Source organism: Aeromonas sp. FDAARGOS 1416 (genome assembly GCF_019048085.1).
GTDB classification, from domain to species: domain Bacteria; phylum Pseudomonadota; class Gammaproteobacteria; order Enterobacterales; family Aeromonadaceae; genus Aeromonas; species Aeromonas veronii.
On record NZ_CP077301.1, the window covers coordinates 683,889 to 708,877 of the forward strand.

General features: G+C 60.6%; 23 protein-coding genes. 9 read left to right on the top strand and 14 right to left on the bottom strand.

Annotation, left to right across the window (positions count from 1 at the left end):
• Positions 1–233: 233 nt before the first annotated feature.
• The 5 genes from I6L46_RS03125 to I6L46_RS03145 all read right to left on the bottom strand — a co-directional run bounded on the left by I6L46_RS03125 (position 234) and on the right by I6L46_RS03145 (position 3,209).
• Entirely contained in the window at positions 234–380 is a 147-nt protein-coding gene (locus I6L46_RS03125; protein WP_104015276.1) for a hypothetical protein, read from the bottom strand.
• Positions 377–1,081: a M15 family metallopeptidase gene (locus tag I6L46_RS03130; RefSeq protein WP_185227425.1), complete on the bottom strand. Its 705-nt coding sequence runs from the start codon at positions 1,079–1,081 to the stop codon at positions 377–379. The genes I6L46_RS03125 and I6L46_RS03130 overlap by 4 nt, the downstream gene beginning before the upstream one ends.
• Positions 1,078–2,205 carry a succinyl-diaminopimelate desuccinylase gene (gene dapE / locus I6L46_RS03135; protein ID WP_216977377.1) on the bottom strand — a complete coding sequence of 376 codons (1,128 nt, stop codon included), beginning with the start codon at positions 2,203–2,205 and terminating at the stop codon, positions 1,078–1,080. The genes I6L46_RS03130 and dapE overlap by 4 nt, the downstream gene beginning before the upstream one ends.
• Positions 2,206–2,224: 19 nt before the next feature.
• Positions 2,225–2,575: an ArsC family reductase gene (locus I6L46_RS03140; protein ID WP_005337930.1), complete on the bottom strand. Its 351-nt coding sequence runs from the start codon at positions 2,573–2,575 to the stop codon at positions 2,225–2,227.
• A gap of 319 nt (positions 2,576–2,894) precedes the next feature.
• Entirely contained in the window at positions 2,895–3,209 is a 315-nt protein-coding gene (locus tag I6L46_RS03145) for a hypothetical protein (protein WP_005337929.1), read from the bottom strand.
• Between the two features lie 285 nt (positions 3,210–3,494).
• On the opposite strand from I6L46_RS03145, the gene dcuC reads away from it, so the two are divergent.
• Positions 3,495–4,871 (top strand): C4-dicarboxylate transporter DcuC, encoded by a 1,377-nt coding sequence (gene dcuC, locus I6L46_RS03150; RefSeq protein WP_103250482.1) that lies wholly within the window; start codon positions 3,495–3,497, stop codon positions 4,869–4,871.
• Between the two features lie 134 nt (positions 4,872–5,005).
• Positions 5,006–6,145 (top strand): M20 family metallopeptidase, encoded by a 1,140-nt coding sequence (locus I6L46_RS03155; protein WP_216977378.1) that lies wholly within the window; start codon positions 5,006–5,008, stop codon positions 6,143–6,145.
• A gap of 138 nt (positions 6,146–6,283) precedes the next feature.
• Here I6L46_RS03155 and I6L46_RS03160 read toward each other — a convergent pair whose 3' ends face one another.
• From I6L46_RS03160 to asnS, 4 genes are all read right to left on the bottom strand, one after another.
• A complete protein-coding gene (locus tag I6L46_RS03160) occupies positions 6,284–6,940 on the bottom strand; it encodes an adenine nucleotide alpha hydrolase (protein WP_216977379.1) in 657 nt (218 codons plus the stop codon).
• 170 nt (positions 6,941–7,110) lie between these two features.
• Positions 7,111–8,454, bottom strand: coding sequence for an anaerobic C4-dicarboxylate transporter (locus tag I6L46_RS03165; RefSeq protein WP_005337916.1), 1,344 nt, complete (start codon positions 8,452–8,454; stop codon positions 7,111–7,113).
• Positions 8,455–8,828: 374 nt separating this feature from the next.
• Positions 8,829–9,584 (bottom strand): ABC transporter substrate-binding protein, encoded by a 756-nt coding sequence (locus I6L46_RS03170; RefSeq protein ID WP_216977380.1) that lies wholly within the window; start codon positions 9,582–9,584, stop codon positions 8,829–8,831.
• Positions 9,585–9,694: 110 nt separating this feature from the next.
• Positions 9,695–11,095, bottom strand: coding sequence for an asparagine--tRNA ligase (gene asnS, locus I6L46_RS03175; RefSeq protein ID WP_005337914.1), 1,401 nt, complete (start codon positions 11,093–11,095; stop codon positions 9,695–9,697).
• Positions 11,096–11,295: 200 nt separating this feature from the next.
• Here asnS and I6L46_RS03180 point away from each other — a divergent pair, with 200 nt between their 5' ends.
• Positions 11,296–11,640 (top strand): hypothetical protein, encoded by a 345-nt coding sequence (locus tag I6L46_RS03180; RefSeq protein ID WP_005359354.1) that lies wholly within the window; start codon positions 11,296–11,298, stop codon positions 11,638–11,640.
• Positions 11,641–11,649: 9 nt separating this feature from the next.
• Here I6L46_RS03180 and I6L46_RS03185 read toward each other — a convergent pair whose 3' ends face one another.
• From I6L46_RS03185 to bioA, 3 genes are all read right to left on the bottom strand, one after another.
• Positions 11,650–12,462, bottom strand: coding sequence for a HAMP domain-containing protein (locus I6L46_RS03185; protein ID WP_005350472.1), 813 nt, complete (start codon positions 12,460–12,462; stop codon positions 11,650–11,652).
• A gap of 137 nt (positions 12,463–12,599) precedes the next feature.
• A protein-coding gene (locus I6L46_RS03190) for an IS3 family transposase (protein ID WP_216977143.1) occupies positions 12,600–13,819 on the bottom strand; the annotation gives its coding sequence in 2 pieces (ribosomal slippage) (positions 12,600–13,471 and positions 13,471–13,819; 1,221 coding nt in all).
• Between the two features lie 146 nt (positions 13,820–13,965).
• Entirely contained in the window at positions 13,966–15,240 is a 1,275-nt protein-coding gene (gene bioA / locus I6L46_RS03195) for an adenosylmethionine--8-amino-7-oxononanoate transaminase (protein ID WP_216977381.1), read from the bottom strand.
• A 221-nt stretch (positions 15,241–15,461) separates the two neighbouring features.
• Here bioA and bioB point away from each other — a divergent pair, with 221 nt between their 5' ends.
• The 5 genes from bioB to htpX all read left to right on the top strand — a co-directional run bounded on the left by bioB (position 15,462) and on the right by htpX (position 20,274).
• Positions 15,462–16,550: a biotin synthase BioB gene (gene bioB / locus I6L46_RS03200; protein WP_216977382.1), complete on the top strand. Its 1,089-nt coding sequence runs from the start codon at positions 15,462–15,464 to the stop codon at positions 16,548–16,550.
• Positions 16,547–17,743, top strand: a complete 1,197-nt coding sequence (bioF, locus tag I6L46_RS03205; RefSeq protein ID WP_216977383.1) for an 8-amino-7-oxononanoate synthase — start codon at positions 16,547–16,549, stop codon at positions 17,741–17,743. Before bioB ends, bioF begins: the two co-directional genes overlap by 4 nt.
• Positions 17,736–18,551, top strand: a complete 816-nt coding sequence (bioC, locus tag I6L46_RS03210; RefSeq protein WP_216977384.1) for a malonyl-ACP O-methyltransferase BioC — start codon at positions 17,736–17,738, stop codon at positions 18,549–18,551. The genes bioF and bioC overlap by 8 nt, the downstream gene beginning before the upstream one ends.
• 59 nt (positions 18,552–18,610) lie before the next feature.
• Entirely contained in the window at positions 18,611–19,288 is a 678-nt protein-coding gene (bioD, locus tag I6L46_RS03215; RefSeq protein ID WP_216977385.1) for a dethiobiotin synthase, read from the top strand.
• 113 nt (positions 19,289–19,401) lie between these two features.
• On the top strand, positions 19,402–20,274 hold the full coding sequence (htpX, locus tag I6L46_RS03220) for a protease HtpX (RefSeq protein WP_069527876.1): 873 nt from the start codon (positions 19,402–19,404) through the stop codon (positions 20,272–20,274).
• 77 nt (positions 20,275–20,351) lie between these two features.
• On the opposite strand, the gene I6L46_RS03225 is transcribed toward htpX, so the two are convergent.
• Together I6L46_RS03225 and I6L46_RS03230 are read right to left on the bottom strand one after the other, a co-directional pair.
• On the bottom strand, positions 20,352–22,064 hold the full coding sequence (locus tag I6L46_RS03225; protein ID WP_201986494.1) for a methyl-accepting chemotaxis protein: 1,713 nt from the start codon (positions 22,062–22,064) through the stop codon (positions 20,352–20,354).
• A gap of 222 nt (positions 22,065–22,286) precedes the next feature.
• The gene (locus tag I6L46_RS03230; protein WP_254203122.1) at positions 22,287–24,089 is read right to left on the bottom strand and encodes an MOSC N-terminal beta barrel domain-containing protein; all 1,803 of its coding nucleotides are present in this window, start codon (positions 24,087–24,089) and stop codon (positions 22,287–22,289) included.
• A 125-nt stretch (positions 24,090–24,214) separates the two neighbouring features.
• On the opposite strand from I6L46_RS03230, the gene I6L46_RS03235 reads away from it, so the two are divergent.
• Positions 24,215–24,967 (top strand): ABC transporter substrate-binding protein, encoded by a 753-nt coding sequence (locus I6L46_RS03235; RefSeq protein WP_216977387.1) that lies wholly within the window; start codon positions 24,215–24,217, stop codon positions 24,965–24,967.
• Positions 24,968–24,989 lie beyond the last annotated feature (22 nt).

Here is a 24,989-nt window from a genome sequence, read left to right on the forward strand (position 1 = left end):
CGCATTATATGCAGTTAAGACCCCCTTGTGTGGTTTAATCGTGCATTAATTTGCATCTTTTGACATTTTTTCACCACTCGCGCGCCATCTTCTGACCCCTCAGAGTGGGTGAGAGGGGATGTTGGCAGTGATGGTCAGATGGAAACCTGATGCCGGGGGCGTAGAGGCAAGGGGGAGAGATAAACAGGAGAAAAAGAGAAGGGAGCACACTGATGCTCCCCGGATGGCACGACTCAGTCGTCGTCATCGTCCTTCACTTCACGGATCTTGTCCTTGTATTTGGGCAACTGCTTCTCCAGCCGTTTCATGTCTTTGATGGCATTGAGAAACAGCCCGAGCAGAAAGAGCAGTGGCAGCCCTATCCAGAGCCAGAGATTCATGTGCTACTCCTTTCATCGCAGGGCAATTCAGTGGATGGCAAGGTGACGTAACGGGCCAGGATCTTGTCCAGATTGGCCAGAATGGTCGCCTTGCCTTCAATATCCGCCTGTTGCAGGCAAAGTGCCAGCGCCGCCGGGTCGAGCTGTTGCTCGCCCGCTTCGGGGGCGAAGCTGATGTGCCACGGCTCGTAGGCGACGCCACTGCCTGCTCCAACCGGCTTGGCATAGGGCAGGAAGAAACCGAAATCCCCCATATGGTCGGTGAGCCACTCGCTCAAGTCGGCAAACCAGCCCCCGGCTTCATACTCCCAGGGCTCCAGCGCCAGTTTGGTGTCGGCAGGCAGGCAGTCCGGGTCGTAGATGTCGAGATCGGTGCCCCAGTGGTGACGGCTGGTGCCGGGCAGGGCGCTCCAGCGCAAAATGGCGTGTAGCCGCTCTTCATCGCTCAGCTGCAAGGCATCAATGGGCTGGCTGTTGGCATCGAGCAGTGGCCGCTCGCCGCGCCATTTGCCATTCCAGATGGCGAGCTGGCGATCAAAACCGCGCCAGCTGGACGCCGGTTGCAGGTTGAAACCGGCGTGGGCGGCGGCCACCTGCATGTCGTTGAAGGAGGCTGCCGCCGCCGGGGTCAGGCGGTGGGGGCCGCGCCCCACCACAATAAGGTGGCTCTCGTCGAGCCCCATCAGTTGTTCCTGCGTCATGCCAGCAGTCGCTCCAGCACCCCTTGATACATGTCGGCCAGCAGATCCAGATCGTCTGCCTTCACGCACTCGTTCACCTTGTGGATGGTGGCGTTGACCGGGCCAAGCTCAATCACTTCGGCGCCGGTGGGGGCGATAAAGCGCCCGTCCGAGGTGCCGCCGGTGGTGAGCAGGGCTGGCTGCTGGCCATTGACCGCCTCGATGGCAGAGACCGCCGCCGCCAGCAGTTTGCCGGTATCGGTGAGGAACGGCTGGCCGGAGAGGGTCCAGTTCAGCTGGTAATCGAGACCGTGTCTATCCAGCAACTCCTCGACCCGCTCGCGGATATCCAGGTCGGTCAGTTCAGTGCTGAAGCGGAAGTTGAACTGGACGTGCAGTTCGCCCGGAATGACGTTGGAGGCGCCGGTGCCCGCCTGAATGTTGGCAATCTGGAAGCTGGTGGGCGGGAAGTAGGCGTTGCCCTCATCCCACACGGTGGCGGCGAGTTCCGCAAGCGCTGGCGCTGCTTTATGAATGGGGTTGTCCGCCAGATGGGGGTAGGCGACATGCCCCTGCACCCCGCGCACCAGCAGATCGCCGGTGATGGAGCCGCGGCGGCCATTTTTCACCACATCCCCGACCACGGCGGTGGAGGAGGGCTCGCCGACGATGCACCAGGTGATCTTCTCGTGGCGCGCTTCCAGAGTGTCGATCACCCGGGTGGTGCCATTGATAAAGGGCCCCTCCTCATCGGAGGTGATAAGGAAGGCGATCGACCCGGCGTGATCCGGATGCTCGGCCACAAAGCGCTCGACCGCCACCACCATGGCGGCCAGCGAGCCCTTCATGTCGGCGGCACCACGGCCGTAGAGCACGCCATCCCTGATGGTCGGCTCGAACGGCGGGGAGTGCCATTTCTCCAGCGGGCCGGCAGGCACCACGTCGGTGTGACCAGCGAAGCAGAACAGCGGCCCCTCGCTGCCACGGCGGGCCCAGAGGTTGGTGGTGTCCTCAAAGACCATGGGCTCGATAACAAAGCCGAGTTTGGCGAGGCGCTCCGCCATCAGGGTCTGGCACCCTTCATCCAGCGGGGTAACGGAGGGGCGGCGGATCAGATCCTTGGCCAGTGCGATGACATCCGACATCAGTTGTCCTTAGTTGTCCTTAACGGGAGAAGAGGGATTGGTAGTGATCGGCCTTGAAACCCAGGGTCAGTTCGCCGTCACGATCCAGCAGCGGGCGCTTGATCATCGCCGGGTGCTCCAGCAACAGGGCGCGCGCCTTGGCGGTGTCGAGCCCCTGTTTGGCCTCGTCCGGCAGGGCACGGAAAGTGGTGCCGCGGCTGTTGAGCAGGGCTTCCCAGCCGAGTTTTGCCAGCCAGCTGTCCAGATCGTCCGGGTTCAGGCCGTCGGCGCGGTGGTCGTGAAAGCGGTAGTCGATACCGGCCTCATCCAGCCACTTGCGGGCTTTCTTGATGGTGTCGCAGTTCTTGATGCCATAGAGGGTGATGGCCATGGGGAGTCCTTCTCTTGTGGGCGCTGGCCGTGGGCCGCGCCCGAAAATCCGAATCAACGCAGTGCAAGGGCCCGATTCTGGCATTGTGGCAATCCCATGGCAACGCCGATGGTCCGGCTCGCGGGTTTTACCGGAACTGGTCACACCTGAACGGCGATTTTGAGCACAAGGTCAGAAGCTGTGGGGCTGGTGTGCCCGATGGGGTTGGGTATTGCGGGAGAAGATCGACTATTGCAGGAGAAAAAGAGAAGGGGGCAAACGCCAGATAGCCAAAACGCGCCAGCGGGCGCGTTTTGGTCGGCATCATCAAGCACCTCAATCAGTGCAGGGTGGTCCACTCATGGTCAAAGACCCGGGCCCGTTCCCAGGGTGCATCAGGCAGGCTGGAAGAGAGGCCAGTGTATTTGCCCACGTCATCCACCACGATGGCGGAGAGGATCGGCAGGTTGTTTTCGGTGCAGTACATGCGGATGCGTTGCAGCAGGGTGCGCAGTTCATCCTGGCACTGCTCCAGCCCGGCCTGCTTGGCCAGTTTGGAGTAACGAATGGTAGTGCGTTCCTTTGCAGACTCGACGAGGATGTCCCACAGCTTGTAGTCGCAGGTCGAAGCACCTGCGGTGGCTTGGCTTGTCATAACTCTCTCCGGCGCGAAATGGTCGCTATATGTCGAAGCGCATCTTCGCCAGTTCGGCGCCGTCATATGTTGATCCAACGCAAAAAAGAGGGGAGTCGCGTCACACAATTCCCGGATATGGGGTGATAAAGGTTTTTCGGTAGTTGAAATAACGAAAAATTGTTACATGGCCGACATATTATGCTAATGAATCACGGTGACGGCACCTTTATTGATAGGGATCAAAGGCAAACAGTGGTCAGATCACTAGATTTCGCTCTTCGATAAATTTATCAGGAGTGAATATTGGAACTTTTATTCGTCTTGCTCGTTCTGGTCGCCGTGGTCTACGGCATCATCAAGGATTACAACCCGCAGGCGGTGCTGGCGCTGGCGGGCATGGCCATTTTCACCCTGGCCTACTGGCTGGGATTGCACCCCATTCTGCCCGCTGACAAGAGCACCGGCTTCGCCCTGTTCGATCTGTTCGAAGTGTTCAAGGGGATCTTCTCCTACCGTGCGGCGGGCCTCGGCCTCACCATCATGGCGGTGGCCGGCTTTGCCACCTACATGTCCCATATCGGTGCCTCCCAGGCGCTGGTGCGGGTGGCGGTCAAACCGGTGGCAGGCATTCAGTCCAGCTACCTGATGCTCTCCATCTGCTATCTGGTGGCGGTATTCGTCTCCCTGTTCGTCACCTCCGCCACCGGCCTTGGTCTGCTGTTGATGGTCACCATGTATCCGGTGATGCGCAACCTCGGCATCAGCCCGGCCTCCGCTTGTGGCGTCATCGCCACCTCCCAGGCGTTCGAGATTGGCCCGACCCAGACCAACGCCATCTTCTCCGCCGGTCAATCCGGCATGGATCCGACTAGCTATTTCGTTGACTACCAGATCTGGCTGGTGGCCCCCATGCTGCTGGTGACTATGGTGCTGCACTTCTTCTGGCAGCGTCACTGCGATCGCAAGGATGGCTGGGATCCGGCGCTCCATCGTGGCGATCACGCCGAGCTGGACGAGCAGGGCACCGAGAGCGTGCAGGCCCCCACCTGGTATGCCCTGCTGCCCATCATCCCCTTCGTGCTGATGATGACCTTCTCCAAGCTGCTGGTGAGCGACATCAAGATGAGCGTGGAGGTGGCCATGCTGCTGTCAGTCTTTATCGGCATGCTGTGCGAGCTGCTGCGTAGCCGCTCGGTGCGCACCGCCTTTGCCGGGCTCTCCAGCTTCCTTGATGGCATGGGCAAGGTGTTTGGCCCCGTGGTGGCGCTTATCGTCTGTGCCGAGCTGTTTGCCGAATCCCTCAAGGCCATCGGCGCCATTGATACCCTGCTGCACTCTGCCAGCAATGCCGGTATCGGCAGTGGTCTGATGACGCTGGTGATGGTGGCGCTGATCATGGTAGCGGCGGTCATCATGGGCTCCGGCAACGCGGCGTTCCTCAGCTTCTCGACCCTGGCACCGGCGGTAGCAGCCAAGTTTGGCGTACCGGCGGTGACCATGCTGCTGCCGATGCAGCTCGCTTCCAGTATCGGCCGTACCGTCTCTCCCATCGCGGCTGTGCTGATCGCCTGTGCGGGGATTGCCAAGGTATCGCCCTTTACCGTGGTCAAGCGCACCAGCGTGCCGATGGCGGGGGCGCTGGTGACGGCGCTGACCCTCAATTATCTGCTGTTCATGTAGTGATGTGGGTTATGTAGTGGTGTTTGGAATTTACCGGTCGGGCGGGTGGCATGGCTGCCCGCCTTTTTCTCACTGTGTCGCATTGTTGCAATAGACGATCGGCCATCAACGCTGATTGTTGCATGGAGAAGATAATGACAGTTGTAAAGAGCCCGTTTTCCCTCGATAGCTATCTGGCCGATCTGGCCCCGCTCATCAACCTCGATTGCAGTACTCGCACCCCGGCCGGGGTAGCGAAAGTGGCCGACATCATGACCGAGAAATATGAGGCCATCGGCTGGCAGGTGACCCGCCACCAGTTCGCTGCAGAGTGCGGCCCCTGCCTCGAGATCACCAATGCGCCGGGTGCCGATCACTACGACGTGATGCTGTGCGGCCACATGGATACCGTCTTCCCCGAGGGGACGGCGGCCAAGCGCCCGCTGAAAATCGAAGGCAATCAAGCCTTTGGCCCCGGCGTCTCGGACATGAAGAGCGGCCTGCTCTCTATCTGTTATGCCCTCAAAGAGATGGATCCGGCATTGCATGCCAAGCTCAAGGTGCTGGTCTGCTGCAACTGCGACGAAGAGATTGGCTCCCCCTGGTCGAAAGATTGGCTGGTGGAGAAGGCCAAACAGAGCGGCTGCGTGCTGGTGGCTGAAGCTGCTCGCCCGAGTGGCGATCTCATCAGCGCCCGCAAGGGCAATGCCAAGTACCGCATCACCTTCCACGGCAAGGCGTCCCACGCCGGTTCGGCCCTGACCGAAGGTGTCTCTGCTATCACCGAGCTGGCGCACTGGGTGCTGGCCATCAACGAGCAGGTCAACATGACCACGGGCACCACCATGAACGTCGGCGTGGTACAGGGCGGCACCGGCGTCAACGTGGTGCCGGACTTTGCCGAGGCGATCGTGGATTTGCGCTTCTGGAGCAACGAAGAGGCCGCTGCGGTACACGACCGGCTCACCTTTATGGCCAACAACCCCTTCCTCGCGGGTTGTCGGGTCGAGGTGGATCGCCAGACCTTCAAGCCGGCGATGCGCCCGAGCGGTGACACCGAGGCGCTGATGGCGCTGGTAGAGGAGGCAGCCAACGAGGAGGGGATCCCCTTCAACTGGCTGGAGGCCGGTGGCGGCTCGGATGCCAACTTCACCGCCGCCGCGGGTGTGCCGTCGCTGGATGGCTTCGGCCCCATGGGCGGTGGTTTCCACTCGGAGGCGGAATTCCTGCTGCTGGAGAGCATCGAACCACGCATCCGCCTGTTGCAGCGGGTGCTGGGCAAGCTGGCGAAATAAGCCGGTTTATCCCTTGTTCGGGTCGTCATGGCCCGCTCAAAACTGGTCCGCTCAAATCCAAACGGGAGGCTGTTGCCTCCCGTTTTTTTATCTCGATTTTTCGCGCGCTGAGTGAGCGGGCCAGATGGCTTGAGGCCGTTACCCCTGTGGCTCGGCCAGATAGGCCAGATGATCCTGCCGCGCCACCTGCCAGCCATCGAGGCGCAGCGGGGCGGCAAAGCCCGGGCCGTCGGTCACCATGGTGTGGTACTCCCCCTGCTCGCCACAGGCATCGAAGCCCTCGCGCTCGGCCAGTTGTTGTAGCTCGCAGAGGGTGGCGGCATCAAGGGTGCGTCCAGTCCACTCGGGGGAAAGCACCCGGGTATCGACGCAGGAGAGGTGGGCGACGATGCCACGCGCCAGCATATCCGCCAGCAAGGCTTGACGAGATTGCTGCCAGAGCGGGGTATGGACGGTGAGGCCCAGCGGCTGGCAGCGTTCGCGGATCCAGTTAGGCGCACCGCCCACGCTGTCGATATCGCCGGTAACTACGCCATCGAGTTGCCACTCCTCCTTGAGCCGTGCCAGTGCCCGCTCATAACCGAGATCGAACGGCGCTTCTATGGTGACCAGCAGATGGGGTAGCTCGAGGGCTTCCGCCTGACGGCGCACCAGCGGCAAGGGGTGAGCGAGAAATCGGGGTTCTGGCGGCGCAAAGGTGGCCAGTGCCATCACCTGATGGCCCGCTTGGCGAGCATGACAGAGGGCCAGCATGGCATCTTTGCCACCGCTCCAGAGCAGGATGACGCGAGACATGGATGAGATTCCGGTGGTGAACGAGGGGGCATGCTACCCAGCGGCGGGGGCAGAGGTAAAGGTATGGTGTCCGGAAATGGCGGCGGGAAAATGGTTGGGGTCACAGAGCGGGAAAAAAGCAGGCCCCCGAAGCGGGGGCCTGTCTGGCAATGTGTTAAACGCGACTGCGATTAGAGCAGGATGCTGGTGAGGATAAAGCCCAGCGAGCAGGAGGTCACCACCCCGATCAGCCCCGGAATGATGAAGCTGTGGTTGATGATGAACTTGCCGATGCGGGTGGTGCCGGAGCGGTCGAAACCGATACAGGCCAGATCGCTCGGGTAGGTCGGCAGCACGAAGTAGCCGTAGCTCGCCGGCAGGAAGGCGATCAGCAGCTTCGGCTCCACACCCAGCGCCAGACCCATGGGGGCGATGGCGGTGAGGGCGGCGGCCTGGCTGTTTACCAGCTTGGAGATGAGGAAGAGCACCAGGGCGTAGGTCCAGGGCTGGGCCTGTACCACATGGGCCAGAGTCTCTTTGAGCAGCGGCATGTGAGCCTGGAAGAAGGTCTCACTCATCCATGCCACCCCGAATACGGAGAAGATGGCGACCATGCCTGCCTTGAAGACGGCGCCGTTGGCAATCTCGCCCGGCTTGACCTTGCAGCGCATCAGGATGATGGCACCGGCGATCAGCATCATCATCTGGATCACCAGGTTCATGGAGAGCGGGCCGGTCTTGTCCTTGATGGTGAACACCGGACGCAGACCTTCGTTGGCACCGAGCAATACCACGGCAGCGATGGCGGCGAAGAAGATCCAGGTAGACCAGTAGGCCTCTTTCGGGAACTTGGTGTTGAGCAGGGTTTCACCGCCGCCGTAGATGAAGGCGCGCTGTTCCGGGTCTTTGATCTTGGCCTGGAACTCTTCGTCCTTGTCCAGATCCTTGCCGCGACGCAGGCTCCACAGGGCTGCCACGATGACACCGGTCAGGGAGGAGGGGATGGCGATCATCAGGATGTCGAGCAGGCCGTAAGCCTGACCGATACCGTGACCGGCCGCCAGAATGGAGACCATGGAGACCACGGCAACGGAGACCGGGGAGGCGCAGATGGCCATCTGGGAGGCAACGGAGGCGACAGCCATCGGGCGCTCGGGACGGATGTTCTTCTGCAGCGCGATGTCAGCGATGATGGGGAACATGGTGTAGACCACGTGGCCGGTACCGCACAGGAAGGTGAGGGTCCAGGTGGTCAGCGGCGCTAGGATAGTGATGTATTGCGGGTGACGGCGCAGCAGACGCTCGGCCACTTGCATCATCAGGTTGAGGCCACCGGCAGTCTGCAGGGTAGCGGCACAGCCGATCACCGCCAGAATGGTCAGCATTACCTGAACAGGCGGTTCGCCCGGCACCAGGCCGAAGACGAAGGTCAGCAGGAAGAGACCGATACCACTGATGAGACCGAGTCCCATGCCCCCAAAGCGGGTACCCAGCAGCAAACAGCCGAGTACCACTAAAAATTCCATCAAGATCATTCCGTTACCTCGTGTGATTCAACCCATATTGCCGCGGGTAGCCTGAACCATGAATTGTCATTGTCTGTTTTATTTAGCCCAAAAGGGTTAGTTGCTATTCTGCTCCCCTGAAAAAGTGAAAAAATTGAGTTACTTCAATAACTCGATGAATTTTTGATTAAACCACTTAAAAACCACGTACTAACAAAAACATTATTTTTGTCACCAAGTGGTATCACTCGGGGCCAAGCCATCGGGTGGTCATGGTGGCAGCACAGTGTGGCAACAGGGCTGCAGGGGAGGGGCATAAAAAGGGCTCGATTGCGGCAGAAGAGGGTGAAAAAGCCAGCGCTCAGGCTATTTTTGCCAGCAAGGGCTGACTTCGGGGGGTTGGCTCACTTGGCCGTAGGTGCTTGCTGCAGATAGCGGCGCTGATAATCCTGGCTCAGCTTGGCAATATCCAATCTGGCAATGGCCTGTGCCACCCGTTGCTGCAACGCCTGCTGATCGGGACGAAACATGATGTGCAGGCTCTTGTGTTCGAGGATCTTCGGGTGAAATTGCAATCTGGCGCTGATCAGCTTGCGATCATGGTTGATGAGCCAGTGAAAGACATCCCGGTCGATCACCGCCAGATCGAGCCGGTCGCGCTGCAATTTGCGCAGGTTGAGCAGGTCTGCATCGACGGCGGCAGTGTTGAGGCGCTTGCTGGCCATCAGGGCATCGAATTCACGGGTGTTGACGTACCCCTCCACCACGCCGATCCGGTAGGGGGCGAGATCCGTGAGCTGCTGCCAGGGGATGGGGGGGCCTGAGCGCTGCGCCATGCCCAGCACGCTGTCGCCCACGCTAGGGGAGCTGCGCCACAGGGTGGGCAGGGTGTCAGAGAGGTACTCGGGAAAATAGCCGCCATAAGGCTGGGTCGGGTCGGCCGCCAGCCGTACCGCCCGCTGCCAGGGGTAGAAGTCGAACGTCACCTCCAGTCCCGCTTCGGCAAAAGCACGTTTGACGATATGACCGGTGAGGCCGCCATCGGGCAGGCTCTGGCTGGTGTAGGGTGGCCACTCCAGGGTGGTCAGACGAACGGGCTCGGCCCACAGTTGAACAGGCATGCAGGACAGCAGTAGCGAGAGCAGCAGGCGATATCCCATAGGCGACGAGTTCCTTGTGCCGGTTGATCCTGAGTATCATCCATAACGGTGACAATAAAAAAGCCGACCCACAGGTCGGCTTTTGCAATGCAGTGGCAAGATGCCGCTGATCAGAACTCGGCGGTACGCGGAGTACGCGGGAACGGGATCACGTCGCGGACGTTGCCCATGCCGGTCACGTATACCACCAGACGCTCGAAGCCCAGACCGAAGCCGGAGTGCGGCACGGTACCGAAGCGACGCAGGTCGCGATACCACCAGTAATCTTCCTTGTTCAGGCCCATCTCGGCCAGGCGGGCATCCAGCACGTCCAGACGCTCTTCACGCTGGGAACCACCGATGATCTCGCCGATGCCCGGTGCCAGTACGTCCATCGCGGCAACGGTCTTGCCGTCGTCGTTGAGGCGCATGTAGAAGGCCTTGATATCTTTCGGGTAGTTCTTCACCACCACCGGAGACTTGAAGTGCTCCTCGGCCAGATAGCGCTCATGCTCGGAGGAGAGATCGATACCCCAGGAGACCGGGAACTCGAACTTCTTGCCGCAGTTTTGCAGCACTTCGATGGCGTCGGTGTAGTCGATCTGGGCGAAGTCGGAGGAGACGAAACGCTCCAGACGGCCGATGGCATCCTTGTCCACGTGCTGGGCGAAGAACTCCAGATCGTCGCGACGCTCGGTCAGTACGGCGTTGAAGACATACTTCAGCATGGCTTCGGCCAGTGCGGCGTTATCTTCCAGATCGTTGAAGGCCACTTCCGGCTCAACCATCCAGAACTCGGCCAGGTGGCGGCTGGTGTTGGAGTTTTCAGCGCGGAAGGTCGGGCCGAAGGTGTAGACCTTGGAGAGGGCGCAGGCATAGGTTTCGGCGTTCAGCTGGCCGGATACGGTCAGGAAAGCCTCTTTGCCGAAGAAATCTTCGTTGTAGTCCACCTTGCCGGCGTCGGTGCGCGGCAGGTTTTCCATGTCCAGAGTGGAGACGCGGAACATCTCGCCGGCACCTTCGGTGTCAGAGGCGGTGATGAGCGGGGTCGCAACCCAGAGGAAACCCTCTTCGTGGAAGAAGCGGTGGATGGCTTGCGCCAGGCAGTGACGAACGCGGGTCACGGCGCCAACGATGTTGGTGCGCGGGCGCAGGTGGGCCTGTTCACGCAGGTATTCGATGCTGTGGCGCTTGGCGGCCATCGGGTAGGTGTCCGGATCTTCGACCCAGCCGACTACCTTCACCTCGGTCGCTTGCAGTTCGAAAGCCTGGCCGCTGCCCTGAGAGGCGGCAACCACGCCGGTCACTTCCACGGAGCAGGCAGTGGTCAGACGCAGCACTTCATTCTCGTAATTGGCCAGGGTATTGGGGACAACTGCCTGTACCGGATGGAAACAGGAGCCATCGGAAATGGCCAAAAATGAGATCCCCGCCTTGGAATCACGGCGAGTCCGGATCCACCCTTTGACAGTTTGGGTGGTGCCGACCGGATACTTACCGGCCAGCACATCTACTACGGATGCGTGCGTCATCGAAATATTGTCTCCAGCTTGTTCTTGCAGCGCTATTTGCAACACTAGGGAGTCTGGCCCGGGCACAGATGGCCCACCATGGCAGACTAAGCCGTCAATCTTACCCGCGCGGGTTTGATAAACAAGCAAAAATGTCGGACTCTGGTGGGGTTTTCGGCATGGTTCACTCAACAAGAGTGTCACGGGCGCAGGAGAGGTGGGTGAAAGATCGGCGGCATGGGCCAGATTGGCTGACACGGGTGTTGCAGGGGCTGGTGATGCTCTGCTGGGGCGGTTTTATCGTGCTGCTCTCCCTTTACCACTATGCCCGCCCCGAAATTGCCTACGGTTTTCTGGTCTATGGCGGGATCGAGGTGCGCGATTATTGGGACCCGGCCCTTACCCCCTGGCTGGTCTACGGGCTCTGGAGCTGCTGCGCCCTGACGCTGGCGGTGTTGCTGCTGGAGCGCAAGCGCAGCCGCCGTCAGGATGACTCCCGGCATGTCAATCTGGCCATCCTGCTATTGGTGCTGATCGCCAGTCTGCTTTTCTACTACGTCGGTTAAGCGCCCGCCTCAGCGGGGCTGATCCGGCTCCTGCCTGCTGGCCTTGGTGCGCTTGCCGAGCTGGCGCTCCACGCTGTCGAGCATCTGGTTGTAGGCCACCGCCACCCGGCCAATCTCGTCACCGTCATCCCCCTCCAGCCGGTGTCCGAAGTCGTGTAAGTCAGTCGCCTCTTCCATGGAGCGGGTCAACTGGTTGAGAGGGCGCACGATCCAGGTGCGGATGACCCAGAGGGTCAGCAGCAGTCCCATCCCGAAGATGCCGGTGAGGATCAGCGCCGAGGTGAGAATATTCTGCTCGACCCGGGTAAACAGCGAATCGAGGGAGTAGTCAAAGCGCACCGCACCAAGCACGGTATTTTCCGGCACCAGATGACAGCTGGTGCAGTCGGTGCCGCGAAAATCCTTCTTGGCCAGCAGTGGTCGGGTGACCACCAGACGGCTGTGCATGCCGTTGTGCACCACCTCCAGACTCCCTTTGCCCGCCAGAGCCAGCTCATCAAACTCATCTTTTACCTGTTCTGTCTCCCGTCCCGGCCCGAACTGTTTGCTCACCGCGTCGCCACGGACGATGCGGGCATCCTCCACATGAGCGTGGTCGAGAAACTTGCCGCGCAGGGTATCGCGGGCATCCATCTTGCCGGTCAGCATCAGCATGTTGAGGCCATCGAAATAGGCTTCGGTCTGCTCGCGGCTCTGCTCCTTGATGAGGGTCAGGATGAGATCGCGCTCGCGCACTGCCTGATAGGCTGCGGAGAAGACCAGTACCATGGAGAAGATGAAGAGCAGGAAAAAGTTGATTTTGGCAGCAATGGAGAGGCGCATGAGCAGTCTTTCTTGATGGTAAAACCGCAGCAGTTTACCCCTCTTGGGGCCTCAGGTCTGGTGTTTTGCTCACATTACGGCAAGTGAATGTCTAGTCCTGAAATAGGTTTACACATTTTCAACTAGCATTTCTCTACTCAGAACCCCCTATGTACCGCATCGGGGGGTCTGTATTTCAACGCATGATGCGGCCGCTCCGCGTTGTAAATATCTACTGCTTCACGCACCATCTCCCGCGCTTGCGCCAAATCCTGCGGGCTTTGCAACAATAACTCTCCTTTCAAAATCCCGTTCACCCGCTCCGCCAACGCATTCTGATAACAGTCATACCCATCCGTCATCGAGCATTTCACCCCGTACCGTTCATGTAATGATTGATACAGTCCCGAGCAATACTGCACGCCGCGGTCTGAGTGATGGATTAGCTCCCCGCCGCCACGCCGTTGCTTCAGCGCTTTCTTGAACGCCATCGCCACCGATTCGGCATGCATCCCTTCGTGCACGTGATGGCCCACTATCTTGCGTGAGTACGCATCCGTCACCAGGCTCAGGTACAGCGGTCCGCTCCTGGCTGGCAGATAGGTGATATCTGCAACCCAGACCTGCTCCGGGGCCACCGGCGTAACCTGCTCTGGCCCCGCCTTGAGCAAGTTGGGATGACGGTAGAAACGGTGAAAACTGTGGGTGGTCTTGTGATACGCCCGTCTGGGTGGCACCAGCAGGCGGTGCTCGGTCAATATCCGAAACAGCCTGTCCCGCCCGACCTTGAGCCCGTCATCATCCTGACCCTGCAGCAGATAATGCAGCTTGCGAGTGCCCACCCGCGGTTGTCGCAGTCGAACCTGACGCACGAAGCGCACCACCTGCAATCCCTGTGCATGGCGCTCGTCGGCGACCCGATTGCGCTTGTAGTAAGCCTGCCGGCTTATCCCGAGAAACAGGCAAGCCCTGACAATGGTCAGCCTCTCGACTTGCCGCTGCGAGAGGACTTGCCGGGTCGCTTTTTTACGATGGAGACGCCGTAGTCATTCTTCAGTACATCGACGACGGCCTCAAAGAACTGGGCTTTCTGACTCATCAGCGCCAGCTGTTGCTCGAGTTCCTTGATGCGCTGTTCGGGTGTCTGGTTGTCGGGGTCAGGCATGGTGATGCTCCTGCCGGCACGTACAGAAGCCCCCTGGCTCCAATCTTGCCGACCATGTTTACGTAACCATACCAGAATGGTCGAATTGCCCTGAATGCCATATCGGGCTTGTGCTTGCTGGCAACTGAGCTCGCCTTTTTCAATCTGCTCGACCAGTGCCAGTTTAAAAGTCAGTGAGTAATCGCGCTGTGTCCGTTTCACACCTTGTCCCATCGGGTTCTCCATTTATTGGGGGGGAAAGGTGTAAACTATATTCAGGACGGCACAGAAACTGCACTGAAGTGGATAAAGTTGCCCTCTTTATATATCAAATGCCGGTAGTCAAACGGGCGGCAGCGATGGCCGCCCGTTGCATTGCATTAAAACTCGCCTTCGGTGATGGCCTGACTGATGGCGCCGGTCAATACCCGCAGCTCTTCAGGGGTGATGACGAAGGGGGGCATCAGGTAGACCAGCTTGCCAAAGGGGCGGATCCAGGCGCCCAGTTCGACAAACTTGCGCTGGATGCGCGCCACATCCACCCGCTCTTTCATCTCCACCACCCCGATGGCGCCGAGCACCCGCACATCCGCGACCGCCGGGTGCAGGGTCAGCTCTACCAGTTCGGTACGCAGCTTATGCTCGATGGTGCGCACCCGCTCCTGCCACGGTGAGGCCAGCAGCAGATCGATGGAGGCGTTGGCCACCGCGCAGGCGAGCGGGTTGCCCATAAAGGTGGGGCCGTGCATAAAGACCCCCGCCTTGCCGTCACAGATGGTGCGGGCGACATGCTCGGTGGTGAGGGTCGCCGAGAGGGTGAGGTAGCCGCCGGTGAGCGCCTTGCCCAGACACATGATGTCGGGGCTGATCCCCGCCCAGTCGCAAGCAAACAGCTGGCCAGTGCGGCCAAAGCCGGTGGCAATCTCGTCGGCAATCAGCAGCACGCCGAATTCGTCGCACAGGGCGCGCACCCACTGCAGGTAGCGGGGGTGATAGAAGCGCATGCCGCCAGCGCCCTGCACTATGGGCTCAAGCACGATGGCGGCGATCTCCTCGTGATGATCCGCCATGAGTGTGGCCAGCTCCACCACGCACTGCTCGTCCCACTCGGCGTGGAAGCGACAGCTCGGCGCTTCGACAAAATGGTGCTCGGGCAGGAATCCCTTGTAGAGCTCGTGCATGCCGCCATCCGGGTCGCAGACGCTCATGGCGCCGAAGGTGTCGCCGTGATAACCGCTGCGCAGGGCGACAAATTTGGCTCTGGGCGTCCCTTTGGCGTGCCAGTACTGCTGCGCCATCTTGAGCGCCACTTCTACCGCTACCGAGCCGGAATCGGCCAGAAAGACTCGATCCAGCCCCTTCGGAGTGATCTCCACCAGCTTGCGGCAGAGCTCGACGGCGGGGGCGTGGGTGAGGCCGCCAAACATCACGTGGGACATCTTGCCGAGCTGGGCTGTGGCTGCAGCGTCCAGTTCCGGCACCTGATAGCCGTGCACGCAAGCCCACCAGGAGCTCATGCCATCCACCAGTTCACGGCCATCGCTGAGGGTGATCTTCACCCCCTTGGCGCTGGCCACTTCATAGCAGGGCAGGGGGTGGGTGAGAGAGGTGTAAGGGTGCCACACATGGTGCAGGTCGAATTCTTGATTGTTCATTTGTTGCTCTGTTGTCAACTCGTCTGATCTGGTCGGTGTTGACAGTCTACGCGGGCTCTCTACACTAGCCAACAATTTCAGCCACTTGGCTCTGCGCAGATCACTATTCGCACGAGCCGGGCAGCGGGTTTTGCGCTCACGCTCTTGCAAGGACCTCTTGCAAAGACCTTTTGCAAGGATGGCGGGCGCAGGATCCCACTAATAACAACCGGAAGCCATGTATGAATGCTCTCACCGCGGGCGGTCACGCCCTTCGTCATGACTGGACCCTCGCCGAGGTTCAGGCCCTGTTTGCCCTGCCGTTCAACGATCTGCTGTTTCAGGCCCAGACCGTCCACCGCGCCCACTTTGACCCGAACGAAGTGCAGGTGAGCACCTTGCTTTCCATCAAGACCGGCGCCTGCCCGGAAGATTGCAAATATTGTCCCCAGAGCGCCCGTTACCACACCGGTCTTGAGGCCGAGCGGCTGATGGAGGTGGAGAAGGTGCTGGAGCGGGCCCGCGAAGCCAAGGCCAACGGCTCGTCCCGTTTCTGCATGGGGGCCGCCTGGCGCAATCCCAAAGAGAAGGACATGCCCTACATCATCCGGATGATCGAGGAGGTGCGCGGGCTCGGCATGGAGACCTGCATGACGCTGGGGATGCTCACCGCCGATCAGGCGGCCCGTCTTGGCGCTGCTGGGCTCGATTACTACAACCACAACCTCGATACCTCGCCCGAGTTTTACGGCGAGATCATCTCTACCCGCACCTATCAGGATCGACTCGATACCCTGGAGCATGTGCGCAGCGCCGGCATGAAGGTGTGCTCCGGCGGTATCGTCGGCATGGGCGAGCAGGCCAAAGACCGTGCGGGCCTCTTGATGGTGCTCGCCAACCTGCCGCGGCACCCGGAGAGTGTGCCCATCAACATGCTGGTCAAGGTGAAGGGAACGCCGCTGGAGGATCAGGAGAACCTCGATCCGTTCGAATTTATCCGCACCATCGCCGTGGCACGGATCATGATGCCCGCCTCCCATGTGCGCCTCTCAGCCGGGCGGGAGAAGATGAATGAGCAGATGCAGGCCATGTGTTTTATGGCCGGGGCCAACTCCATTTTCTACGGCTGCAAACTGCTGACCACCCCCAACCCGGACGAAAACAGCGATATGCAGCTGTTCAAGCGGCTCGGCATTCGCCCTGCCCAGCGGGCCCAGAAGCCGGATCAGGTTCAAGAAGAGGAACTGCTGGCCGAGGTGAGTCGCCAGAGCGAGCCTGCCGAGATGTTTTATGACGCCACCCGCCCCCATGCAGGGGCTGCGCGGTCATGAACGGCCCTGCAGTAACGGGCCCCTTTGTGTTGGGCACGGCTCTGGCCGAGCGCGAGCAGGTGGGTCTGCTGCGCAACCGCATCGCGACCGACGGGGCGAGTGGCGGGCGGCTCAAGGTTGCGGGGCGCGACTACCTCAACTTTTCCGCCAACGACTATCTGGGACTGGCGGATCACGGCGCCATCAAGGCCGCCTTCAACGCGGGGATTGAACGTTATGGCACGGGCTCCGGCGCCTCGCCGCTGGTGACCGGGTACAGCCGTGCCCACCAAGAGCTTGAGGAGACCCTGGCCGAGTGGCTCGGGGTGGAGGCGGTGCTGCTGTTCAACTGCGGTTTTTCGGCCAATCAGGCGGTGCTCAAAGCGCTGCTCGGCAAGGAACATCTGCTGTGGCAGGACAAACTCAACCACGCCTCTTTGCAGGAGATGGGCAGCCAGCTCCCTTGCAAGATGAAACGTTTTGCCCACAACGATATGGCGGCCCTTGAACGGCAGCTTGAGCCCAATCGTGGACTGATTGTCTCGGAAGGGGTGTTCAGCATGGACGGGGATCAGGCCCCCTGGGCTGAGCTTGCGGCATTGGCCGCCCAAAGCGGCAACTGGCTGATGATCGACGATGCCCACGGCCTCGGCGTGCTGGGACCCGAGGGGCGTGGCACGCTGGCGGCGCAGGGGGTTCCTCCTGCCAGCGTACACATCCAGATGGGCACTTTTGGCAAGGCGCTCGGGGTTGCCGGTGCCTTTGTCGGCGGCAGTCGCGAACTGGTGGAGTATCTGGTCAACTTCGCCCGCCACTATGTCTACAGCACCCATATGCCCGCCGCGCAGGCCTGTGCGGTGAGCAAGAGTATCCAACTGGTACGCGCCGCCGAGGATGCCCGCGCCCATCTTGGCCAGCTGATCGCCCGCTTCCGGCAAGGGGCAAAGGCGCAGGGTTGGCAACTGGGGGCGAGCGACACCCCGATCCAGCCGCTGCTGGTGGGGGAGAGCTGTGTTGCCCTGCAACTGGCTGAACGGCTGCGCGAATGCGGCGTCTGGGTGAGCGCCATCCGCCCGCCCACGGTGCCGGTCGGTACGGCGCGGCTGCGCATTACCCTGAGCGCGGCTCATCGCGAGCAGGATGTGGATCGCCTGCTCGATGCCTTGGGGGTCTGCCCTGCAGTTACAACGCTTGGGGAGGCTCACTATGGCTGAGCGTTTTCAAACGGTTGACAAGGCGCAGCTTGCTCGCCGTTTCGGCGCCGCCGCTCGTCATTATGATGCCCATGCCCGCTTTCAACAGGAGGTGGGTCAGGCGCTGTTGGAATGGATGCCGAGCAGGCCGGTTGGCACTGATCTGACGGTGAGCGGGCTGGATCTGGGCTGCGGCACCGGCTTTTTCTTGCCCCAACTGGCGAACCGTTGTCATCAGTTGGTGGGGCTGGATCTCGCCCCCGGCATGCTGGCGCAGGCTGCCTTGCGTGGCAGCGATGCTCGCCTGCTCTGCGGCGATGCGGAGCAGCTTCCTTTCGCCGACAGCGCGTTTGACTGGGTTTTCTCCAGTCTGGCGTTGCAGTGGTGCGAGCGTCCAGCCCAGGCTTTCGGCGAGCTGCTGCGGGTGGTCAAACCGGGCGGCCAGATCTTTTTCTCGACCCTGCTCGATGAGTCGCTCTGGCAGTTGCGAGCCGCCTGGCAGCAGCTTGATGGTCACGCCCATGTCAATCGCTTCCTCAGCCTGCCACAATTGGAGCAGGCGCTGGCTAGCGCCGGGGTATCTGCTCCCGAGCTGCGTTGTATCACCTGGGATCTCGCCTATCTTGAATTGCCGCAGTTGTTGCGCGATCTCAAGGGGATTGGGGCCAATCAGGTCAATGACAATCAGGGGCGCGCCGCCCCGGCCGGTCTGAGCGGTCGCGCCAGATTGCAGCAGCTGACTCAGGCGTATGAGGCGTTTCGCCAGCCCGATGGCAGGCTGGTCGCCAGTTATCGGGTGTGCCTCGGCCGCCTCAGCAAGCCTCGCTGAGCGCCGGGAATCGCATTGTGTGCAGGGTAGTCAACGGGCCCTGCCAAGGAGAGAACCGTATGAAATCATTCTTTATCACCGGCACCGATACCGATGTGGGCAAGACGCTGGTGGCGCGCACCCTGCTGCGCGAATTCAGCGCACAGGGAATCAAGTGCGCGGGTTACAAGCCGGTCTCGGCCGGATGTGCTCGCACTCCGGACGGGCTGCGCAACCTGGATGCCGTTCTGTTGCAGGAGGCGGCGAGTCTGCCGCTGCCCTATGAGGTGGTCAATCCGTTCGCCTATGAGCCGCCGATTGCGCCCCACATTGCCGCCAGCGAGGCGCGCCAGCCCATCACCATGCAGGGGTTGAGCGAGGGGCTACGCAAGATTGAACAGGCCGGGGCCGAACTGACGGTAGTGGAAGGGGCGGGGGGCTGGTATCTGCCGCTCGATCGCAAGCATCTGCTGTCGGACTGGGTCAAGCAGGAGAACATGGCGGTGATCATGGTGGTGGGGGCCAAGTTGGGTTGCCTCAACCATGCGCTGCTCACCTTTGCCGCCATTCGCAATGATCAGTTGCCGGTAGCGGGGTGGGTAATTAATCGGCTCCATGGTTCCATGAGCCATTATCAGGAAAATCTGGACACCCTGAGGGGCTTGCTGCCAGCTCCCTTTCTCGGCGAAATTCCGTTTATAAACAATCCGCTTGAAGCCGATCTGCAGGGGCGCCTCGATATCTCGCCGCTACTTTGACGGCATATTCAGCGAACATTCATCGAATCTCCCTAGAATGTCGACATTAACATGATCAGGTGGGAATCCCGAGTGATCCCCGGTCATGTCCCTTATCTTCACAAGGAGTCTATATGAAGCGAATTATGCTATTCCTGGTGACCAACCTGGCCGTCATGCTGGTGCTGGGGGTGGTACTCAATATCCTGTTCTCGGTTCTGGGGATCAACAAGTCCAGCATTTCCGGGCTGTTGATGTTCTGTGCCGTGTTCGGTTTTGGGGGTTCCTTTATCTCCTTGCTGATGTCCAAGTGGATGGCCAAGCGCAGCTATGGCGTCCAGGTCATCGAGCAACCCCGTAACGAGACCGAGCACTGGCTGGTGAGCACTGTGGCCCGTCAGGCCCGCGAAGCGGGTATCAAGATGCCGGAAGTGGGGATCTACGACTCCCCCGAGATGAACGCCTTTGCGACCGGTGCCCGCCGCGATGATTCGCTGGTGGCGGTCTCCTCCGGCCTGCTCTACAGCATGAGCCGTGACGAGGCGGAAGCGGTACTGGCCCACGAGGTGAGCCACGTGGCCAATGGCGACATGGTGACCCTGACCCTGATCCAGGGGGTAGTGAACACCTTCGTGATGTTCTTCGCCCGGATCGTGGCTGGCGTGATCAGCAACTTCTTCAGCTCCAACAACGAGGAAGAGAGCAGCAGCACCGGCGGTTTTGCTTACATGATCACCGTGTTCGTGCTGGAGATGCTGTTCGGTATTCTGGCCTCTATCATCGTCATGTGGTTCAGCCGTCAGCGTGAGTTCCGTGCCGATGCCGGTGCCGCCAAGCTGGCCGGTCGCGACAAGATGATTGCCGCCCTTGAGCGCCTCTCCCGCGGTGCCGAGCCGCAGCTGGAAGGCTCCATGATGGCCTTTGGCATCAACGGCAAGCGCTCCATGAGCGAGCTGTTCATGAGCCACCCGCCCATCGAGCAGCGTATCGCCGCCCTGCGTGGTTGATAGATGCTGGATGACAGGGGATAACCCCGCATAAAAAACGGCTGCCTTCGGGCAGCCGTTTTGCTTTTCAGCGTTCTTTAAAGCTTGAAGTGCCCCATCTCCTGGCGTAGTACCCGTGACAGCTGCTTGAGCTTGGCCGCCTCTTGGGACACGTGGCGGGCGGCATCCCCCGACTGCTCCGAGAGGGAGGTGATGTTGCCGACGGTCGAGACCACCTCGTTGGCGGCGGTGGACTGCTCGCGAAGGGTGTGGCTGATCTCTCCCATCAAGCCGGTGAGGTTGGAGGCGTGGCTCTGGATGCTGGCGATCGCCTCGCCGGTCTGGTTGGCCAGCGTGACACCGCGAGAGACGTTGTTGACCGTGTTCTCCATGCTGCGGATGGAGGCATCCGCCCCGCTCTGGATTTTGCTAATCATCCCGGTGATCTGCTGGGTTGACGCCGCCGAACGACTGGCCAGATTGCGCACCTCGTCGGCCACCACCGCAAAGCCGCGACCCTGTTCACCGGCCCGCGCCGCCTCGATGGCCGCGTTGAGGGCCAGCAGGTTGGTTTGATCGGCGATGCCTCGGATCACCCCGATGATCTCCGAAATCTGCTGGGTATGGCCGTTGAGCTCGGAGATGGTGCTGGCTGCATCCCCCACAGTGGTGGAGATATTCTCGATGCTGCCGAGCGTCTCTTTAATGACCCCTGATCCCTCCTCCAGGGTATTGGCTGAGACCTTGCTCAGCTCGTCGGCATGGGTGGCGTTGTCGGAGAGGTGACTGATGCTCACCACCAGCTCCTCGATGGCGGCGGCCATGGTCTGGGTGCTGGTTTGCTGATCGGTAGCAAACTGGGCGGTCTGCTCGGCGATCTGGGCGATGCTGTCGGCAGAGTGGGATAGCTCCTCGGTGGAGTGGGAGACCTTGGCGATGATCCCCTTGAGGGTGGTCTGCATGCCGCCGAGCAGACCGATCAGGCTCTCTTTCGATCCTGGCGGCACCTTGATGGGGCGCGAGAAGTCCCCTTCCGCCATCATATGGAGATCGGTCTTGAGCTGTTCGACCGAGGTGCCCACCAGATCGAGCAGGGAGCGATAGGTGCGCCAGAGGAAGAACATCAACACCAGACCGAGGGCGATAAAGAGATAGCGCAGCATGTCGGTATTGGCGATGGCGCTCTCGACCGCTTCCTGGTTGCGCTGCTCCATCATCACGTAGAAGTCATCGATGGGGGACATGATGCGCCCCTTGTTCTGGTGATAGGCCTTGTCATGCATCATGGCGATGGCTTTTTGCTGGTTGGCAACCAGGTCGCCATCAGTCTGCTGCACCAGCTTGAAGGCGGCGACCTCGGTGTTGACCAGCGCATCCGAGTTGTTTTTGGCCTCGTTCAATTTGGCGAGCTCACCGTCGGTGAAACCGGCATCCTTCATCAGGTCGATCAGGCCACGGCGAACATTGCTGTCGGGGCGGGGATTCTGGCCGTTGGCGGCGACAAAGTCCCAGTAGATACGGTTGTAGCCATCCGGCCTCGGCTGTTCGCCGTTGCGAATGGCCAGGATCCGCATGTACTGCTGCTCGTAGGCTGGATCCTTGGTGATGACGTAGGTGCGCCCGAGTCGGGTCAGGTCATCGGAGGATTGGCGCAGTTCGTCGGCCAGTAGGTAGGAGACATATTGCTGTCGATAACTCTCTTCCAGTTGTTTACCCGCCCAGCTGTAGGCGAAAAACACCAGTGACAGCAGGATCAGGGTGATGACGGATAGCAGCAGGTTGAGCTGAAAGGCGGGCTTGTTCTGTTCCATGGTATGGGCGTCCTTTCCCTATGGCTGAGTGTCGTATGGAGCATCGCCAAGTCAATGGCTGGCAAGGCTTTTTGCTCTGAGAGTATAGGAAGGGAAACTCACTGATGAAGGCCGTGGGGACAAATTAAGGGCGGATCAGGTGAACAAGTGTGGATAAAGATGACCGGGGTCAATTCTCCGGTCATCTGGATTGGCGTGAGTTAATGCGGCCCGATCACCTGATCATAGGATTTCAAGGTCAGTGAGCGGCACGGCGCAGCAGGCAAGGATCTTGCCCTCCGCCCGCTCGGCGACGGTGATGGCGGGGGCGTCGGGGTGATCCACCTCGCCCGAGATCAGCGTCTGTTTGCAACTGCCGCAGATGCCGGCGCGGCAGCTCCATGGCAGCTCTACACCTTGCTTGTTGGCCTGATCCAGCACAGTGCCCTGATTGTTGCCGGTAAAGGCTTGGGGGCCGATACGCAGTTGTACCGCCTGATGGGGGCGGGCCACCGAGAGAATGGCGCCGCCAAAACTCTCCTGTTTGATCCGTGCGGCTGGAACGCCGAGGGCCGCAACTTTTGCGGCAGCATCGGCCATAAAGCCGTGGGGGCCGCAGATAAAGACCTCTTTTTCGGCCAGCCCTTTGATCAGTTGCAGATGCTCATCATTGAGTCGTCCTTGCAGCCCCTGCCAGTGGCTATCTGGCTGGCTAAGGATCAGGGTGAGCGTCATCCCCTGCTGCGCCATGGCATGCAGTTCGCTGGCGGCGGGAATGTCCGCTTCGCTGCGGCACAGGTGCATAAAGTGAACCTCTTCCAGCTCCCCGCGAATGGCCAGGGTGCAGGCTATCGCCAGCATGGGGGTGACGCCGGAGCCTGCGGAGAGCAACAGGAGGTTACGCTCGGACCCTAAGTGAAACTCGCCAGCGGGGTTGGCGGCCAGCAGCCGGTCGCCCACCTGCAACTGCTGGTGCAGCCAGTGGGAGATACGCCCCCCCTCCACCTTCTTGACGCTGATGCTGTAACGCTCCGGGTGATCCGGCGTAGTGCTCAGGGTATAGCGCCGCTGGATCCGCTCGTTTTTGATATCGAGGCTGATGGGCAGATGCTGGCCCGGCAGGTAGTCGGGCAGGGGCTCGCCATCGGCGGCTTCGAACCAGAAGGTCTCCAGATCCCGCGCCAGCGGTTCGCGGGCCACGCAGACCAGCTCCCGCTTCTTCGGCGCGGCGGCGGGATAGACCACCGGACGGGTGCGCTCCAGTACCTCGATCTCGCTGCCTGCCTCAATCCACCCTTCGTTCAGCGCCACCAGATTCTGGCCGAAGTAGACCTCGCCATCCTCGCCACGGCGGTAGCGGGTGAGGGTGGCCAGCGGCTCTTTCAGGGCGTTGAAACGATCGGTGCCCGCTTCCACCGTGGTCATGATGCAGCGGCTGCAGGGCTTGACCACCTCGAATTCCACCTCGCCGATGCGGATGCGCACCCAGCTGTCCTCTTCGAAGGGTTGGGTATTGCTTGCCACCAGATTGGTGCGGAACTGGCTCATCTGGTGCAGCGCATCGGAGCGCAGATTGAGATCCTCAAGGGAAGCCTGGCTTATCAGCAGCAGCGGATAACCGTCGGCAAAGCTGACCCGGGTGCCGGTCTTTTCACGAAAGCGATCAGAGGTTTCACCCAGCCAGAGCAGTTGCACCGTCTCCCCTGCCACCCGGCTCAGCCACCCATCGGCTTTGGGGTCGGTGTGCAGGGCGGTGAAGCGGTCGCTCCAGACTCCGGTAGCTTGCGGGGCGCGGCTGAAGTCGACCTCTTGCAGGGTGAGCGGTTCAAATCCCGGATAGCGCAGTTGCAAGCCACCTTCGATGGGAGTAGCCACGACCTGTTGCAGTTGGGGATGGGTTCGGGCGGTGATAAAGGTGCCGTCCGGTTTGACCACCATGTAGCGGCGATCCCCTGCCAGTCCCTCTTCGGTCACCCGGGCGCGAGCCAGCGGCATACCTGCAGTCGATTTGATGGGGTAGAGGTGAATGCTGTCTAGCCTGGGCATCTTCATATCCTTGTGACGCGGCGCGTTCGCTTGGAAAAAGGGGAACATAACGGTTCCCCGACGATCCGGCAATCCTTTCAAGGGGGCGGTCTATAGTTGGGAAAACAGAACAAGAGGGCATCGGGATGAAAATAAGCTGGTTGCTGGCGGGGAGCCTTTTTTGCCACGGGCTCTGGGCGCAGGAGCTCACCCTGACCACGGGAGAGTATCCCCCTTACTGCTCCGAGACGCTGAAATATCAGGGGCTTATCCCTCATGTGGTGAGCGAGGCATTCAAGAGTGAAGGGGTGAGCGTCAAGTTCCAGTTTCTTCCCTGGAAGCGGGCCTTTCGCTTGTCGGAGGAGGGAGTGGTGGATGGCACTGTCCACTGGTATGAGTCGAGCGAGCGGCGCAAAACCCATCTCTACAGCGATCCCATCCTGAGCGAAACCTACGTCTGGTTCTATCTCAAGTCAGATCCGCTGGAATGGCACGGCTATCAGGATCTGGCGGATCGCAAGCTGGCTGCGGTCAGTGGCTATACCTACAATGCAGATTTTTTTGCAGCCATCGCGCAGGTGCCGCTGCAGGTGCAGTTCGTTACCCGGCTGCGCCAGAGCTTTGATCTGCTGCTCTCCGGCCGCGCCGACCTGACCCTGGAGAACATAGATGTCGGCTACTACTCCCTGCGTCAGTTCTACCCGGCCAGCACGGTCGATCTCTTTGCAACCCATTCAAAACCCGTGATGAAAGTTGAAGGCCACCTGCTGATCAGCCGCAAGCGTGCCAACGCTGACGAGCTGATCAAAACCTTCAATCGGGGGCTCGCCAAACTGAAAGCCAGCGGTCAGCTGGAGAAGATGTTATTTGAGTCACGTTCTGGTCTCTATGAACCATAAAGTGCAACATTTTTTGATCCTG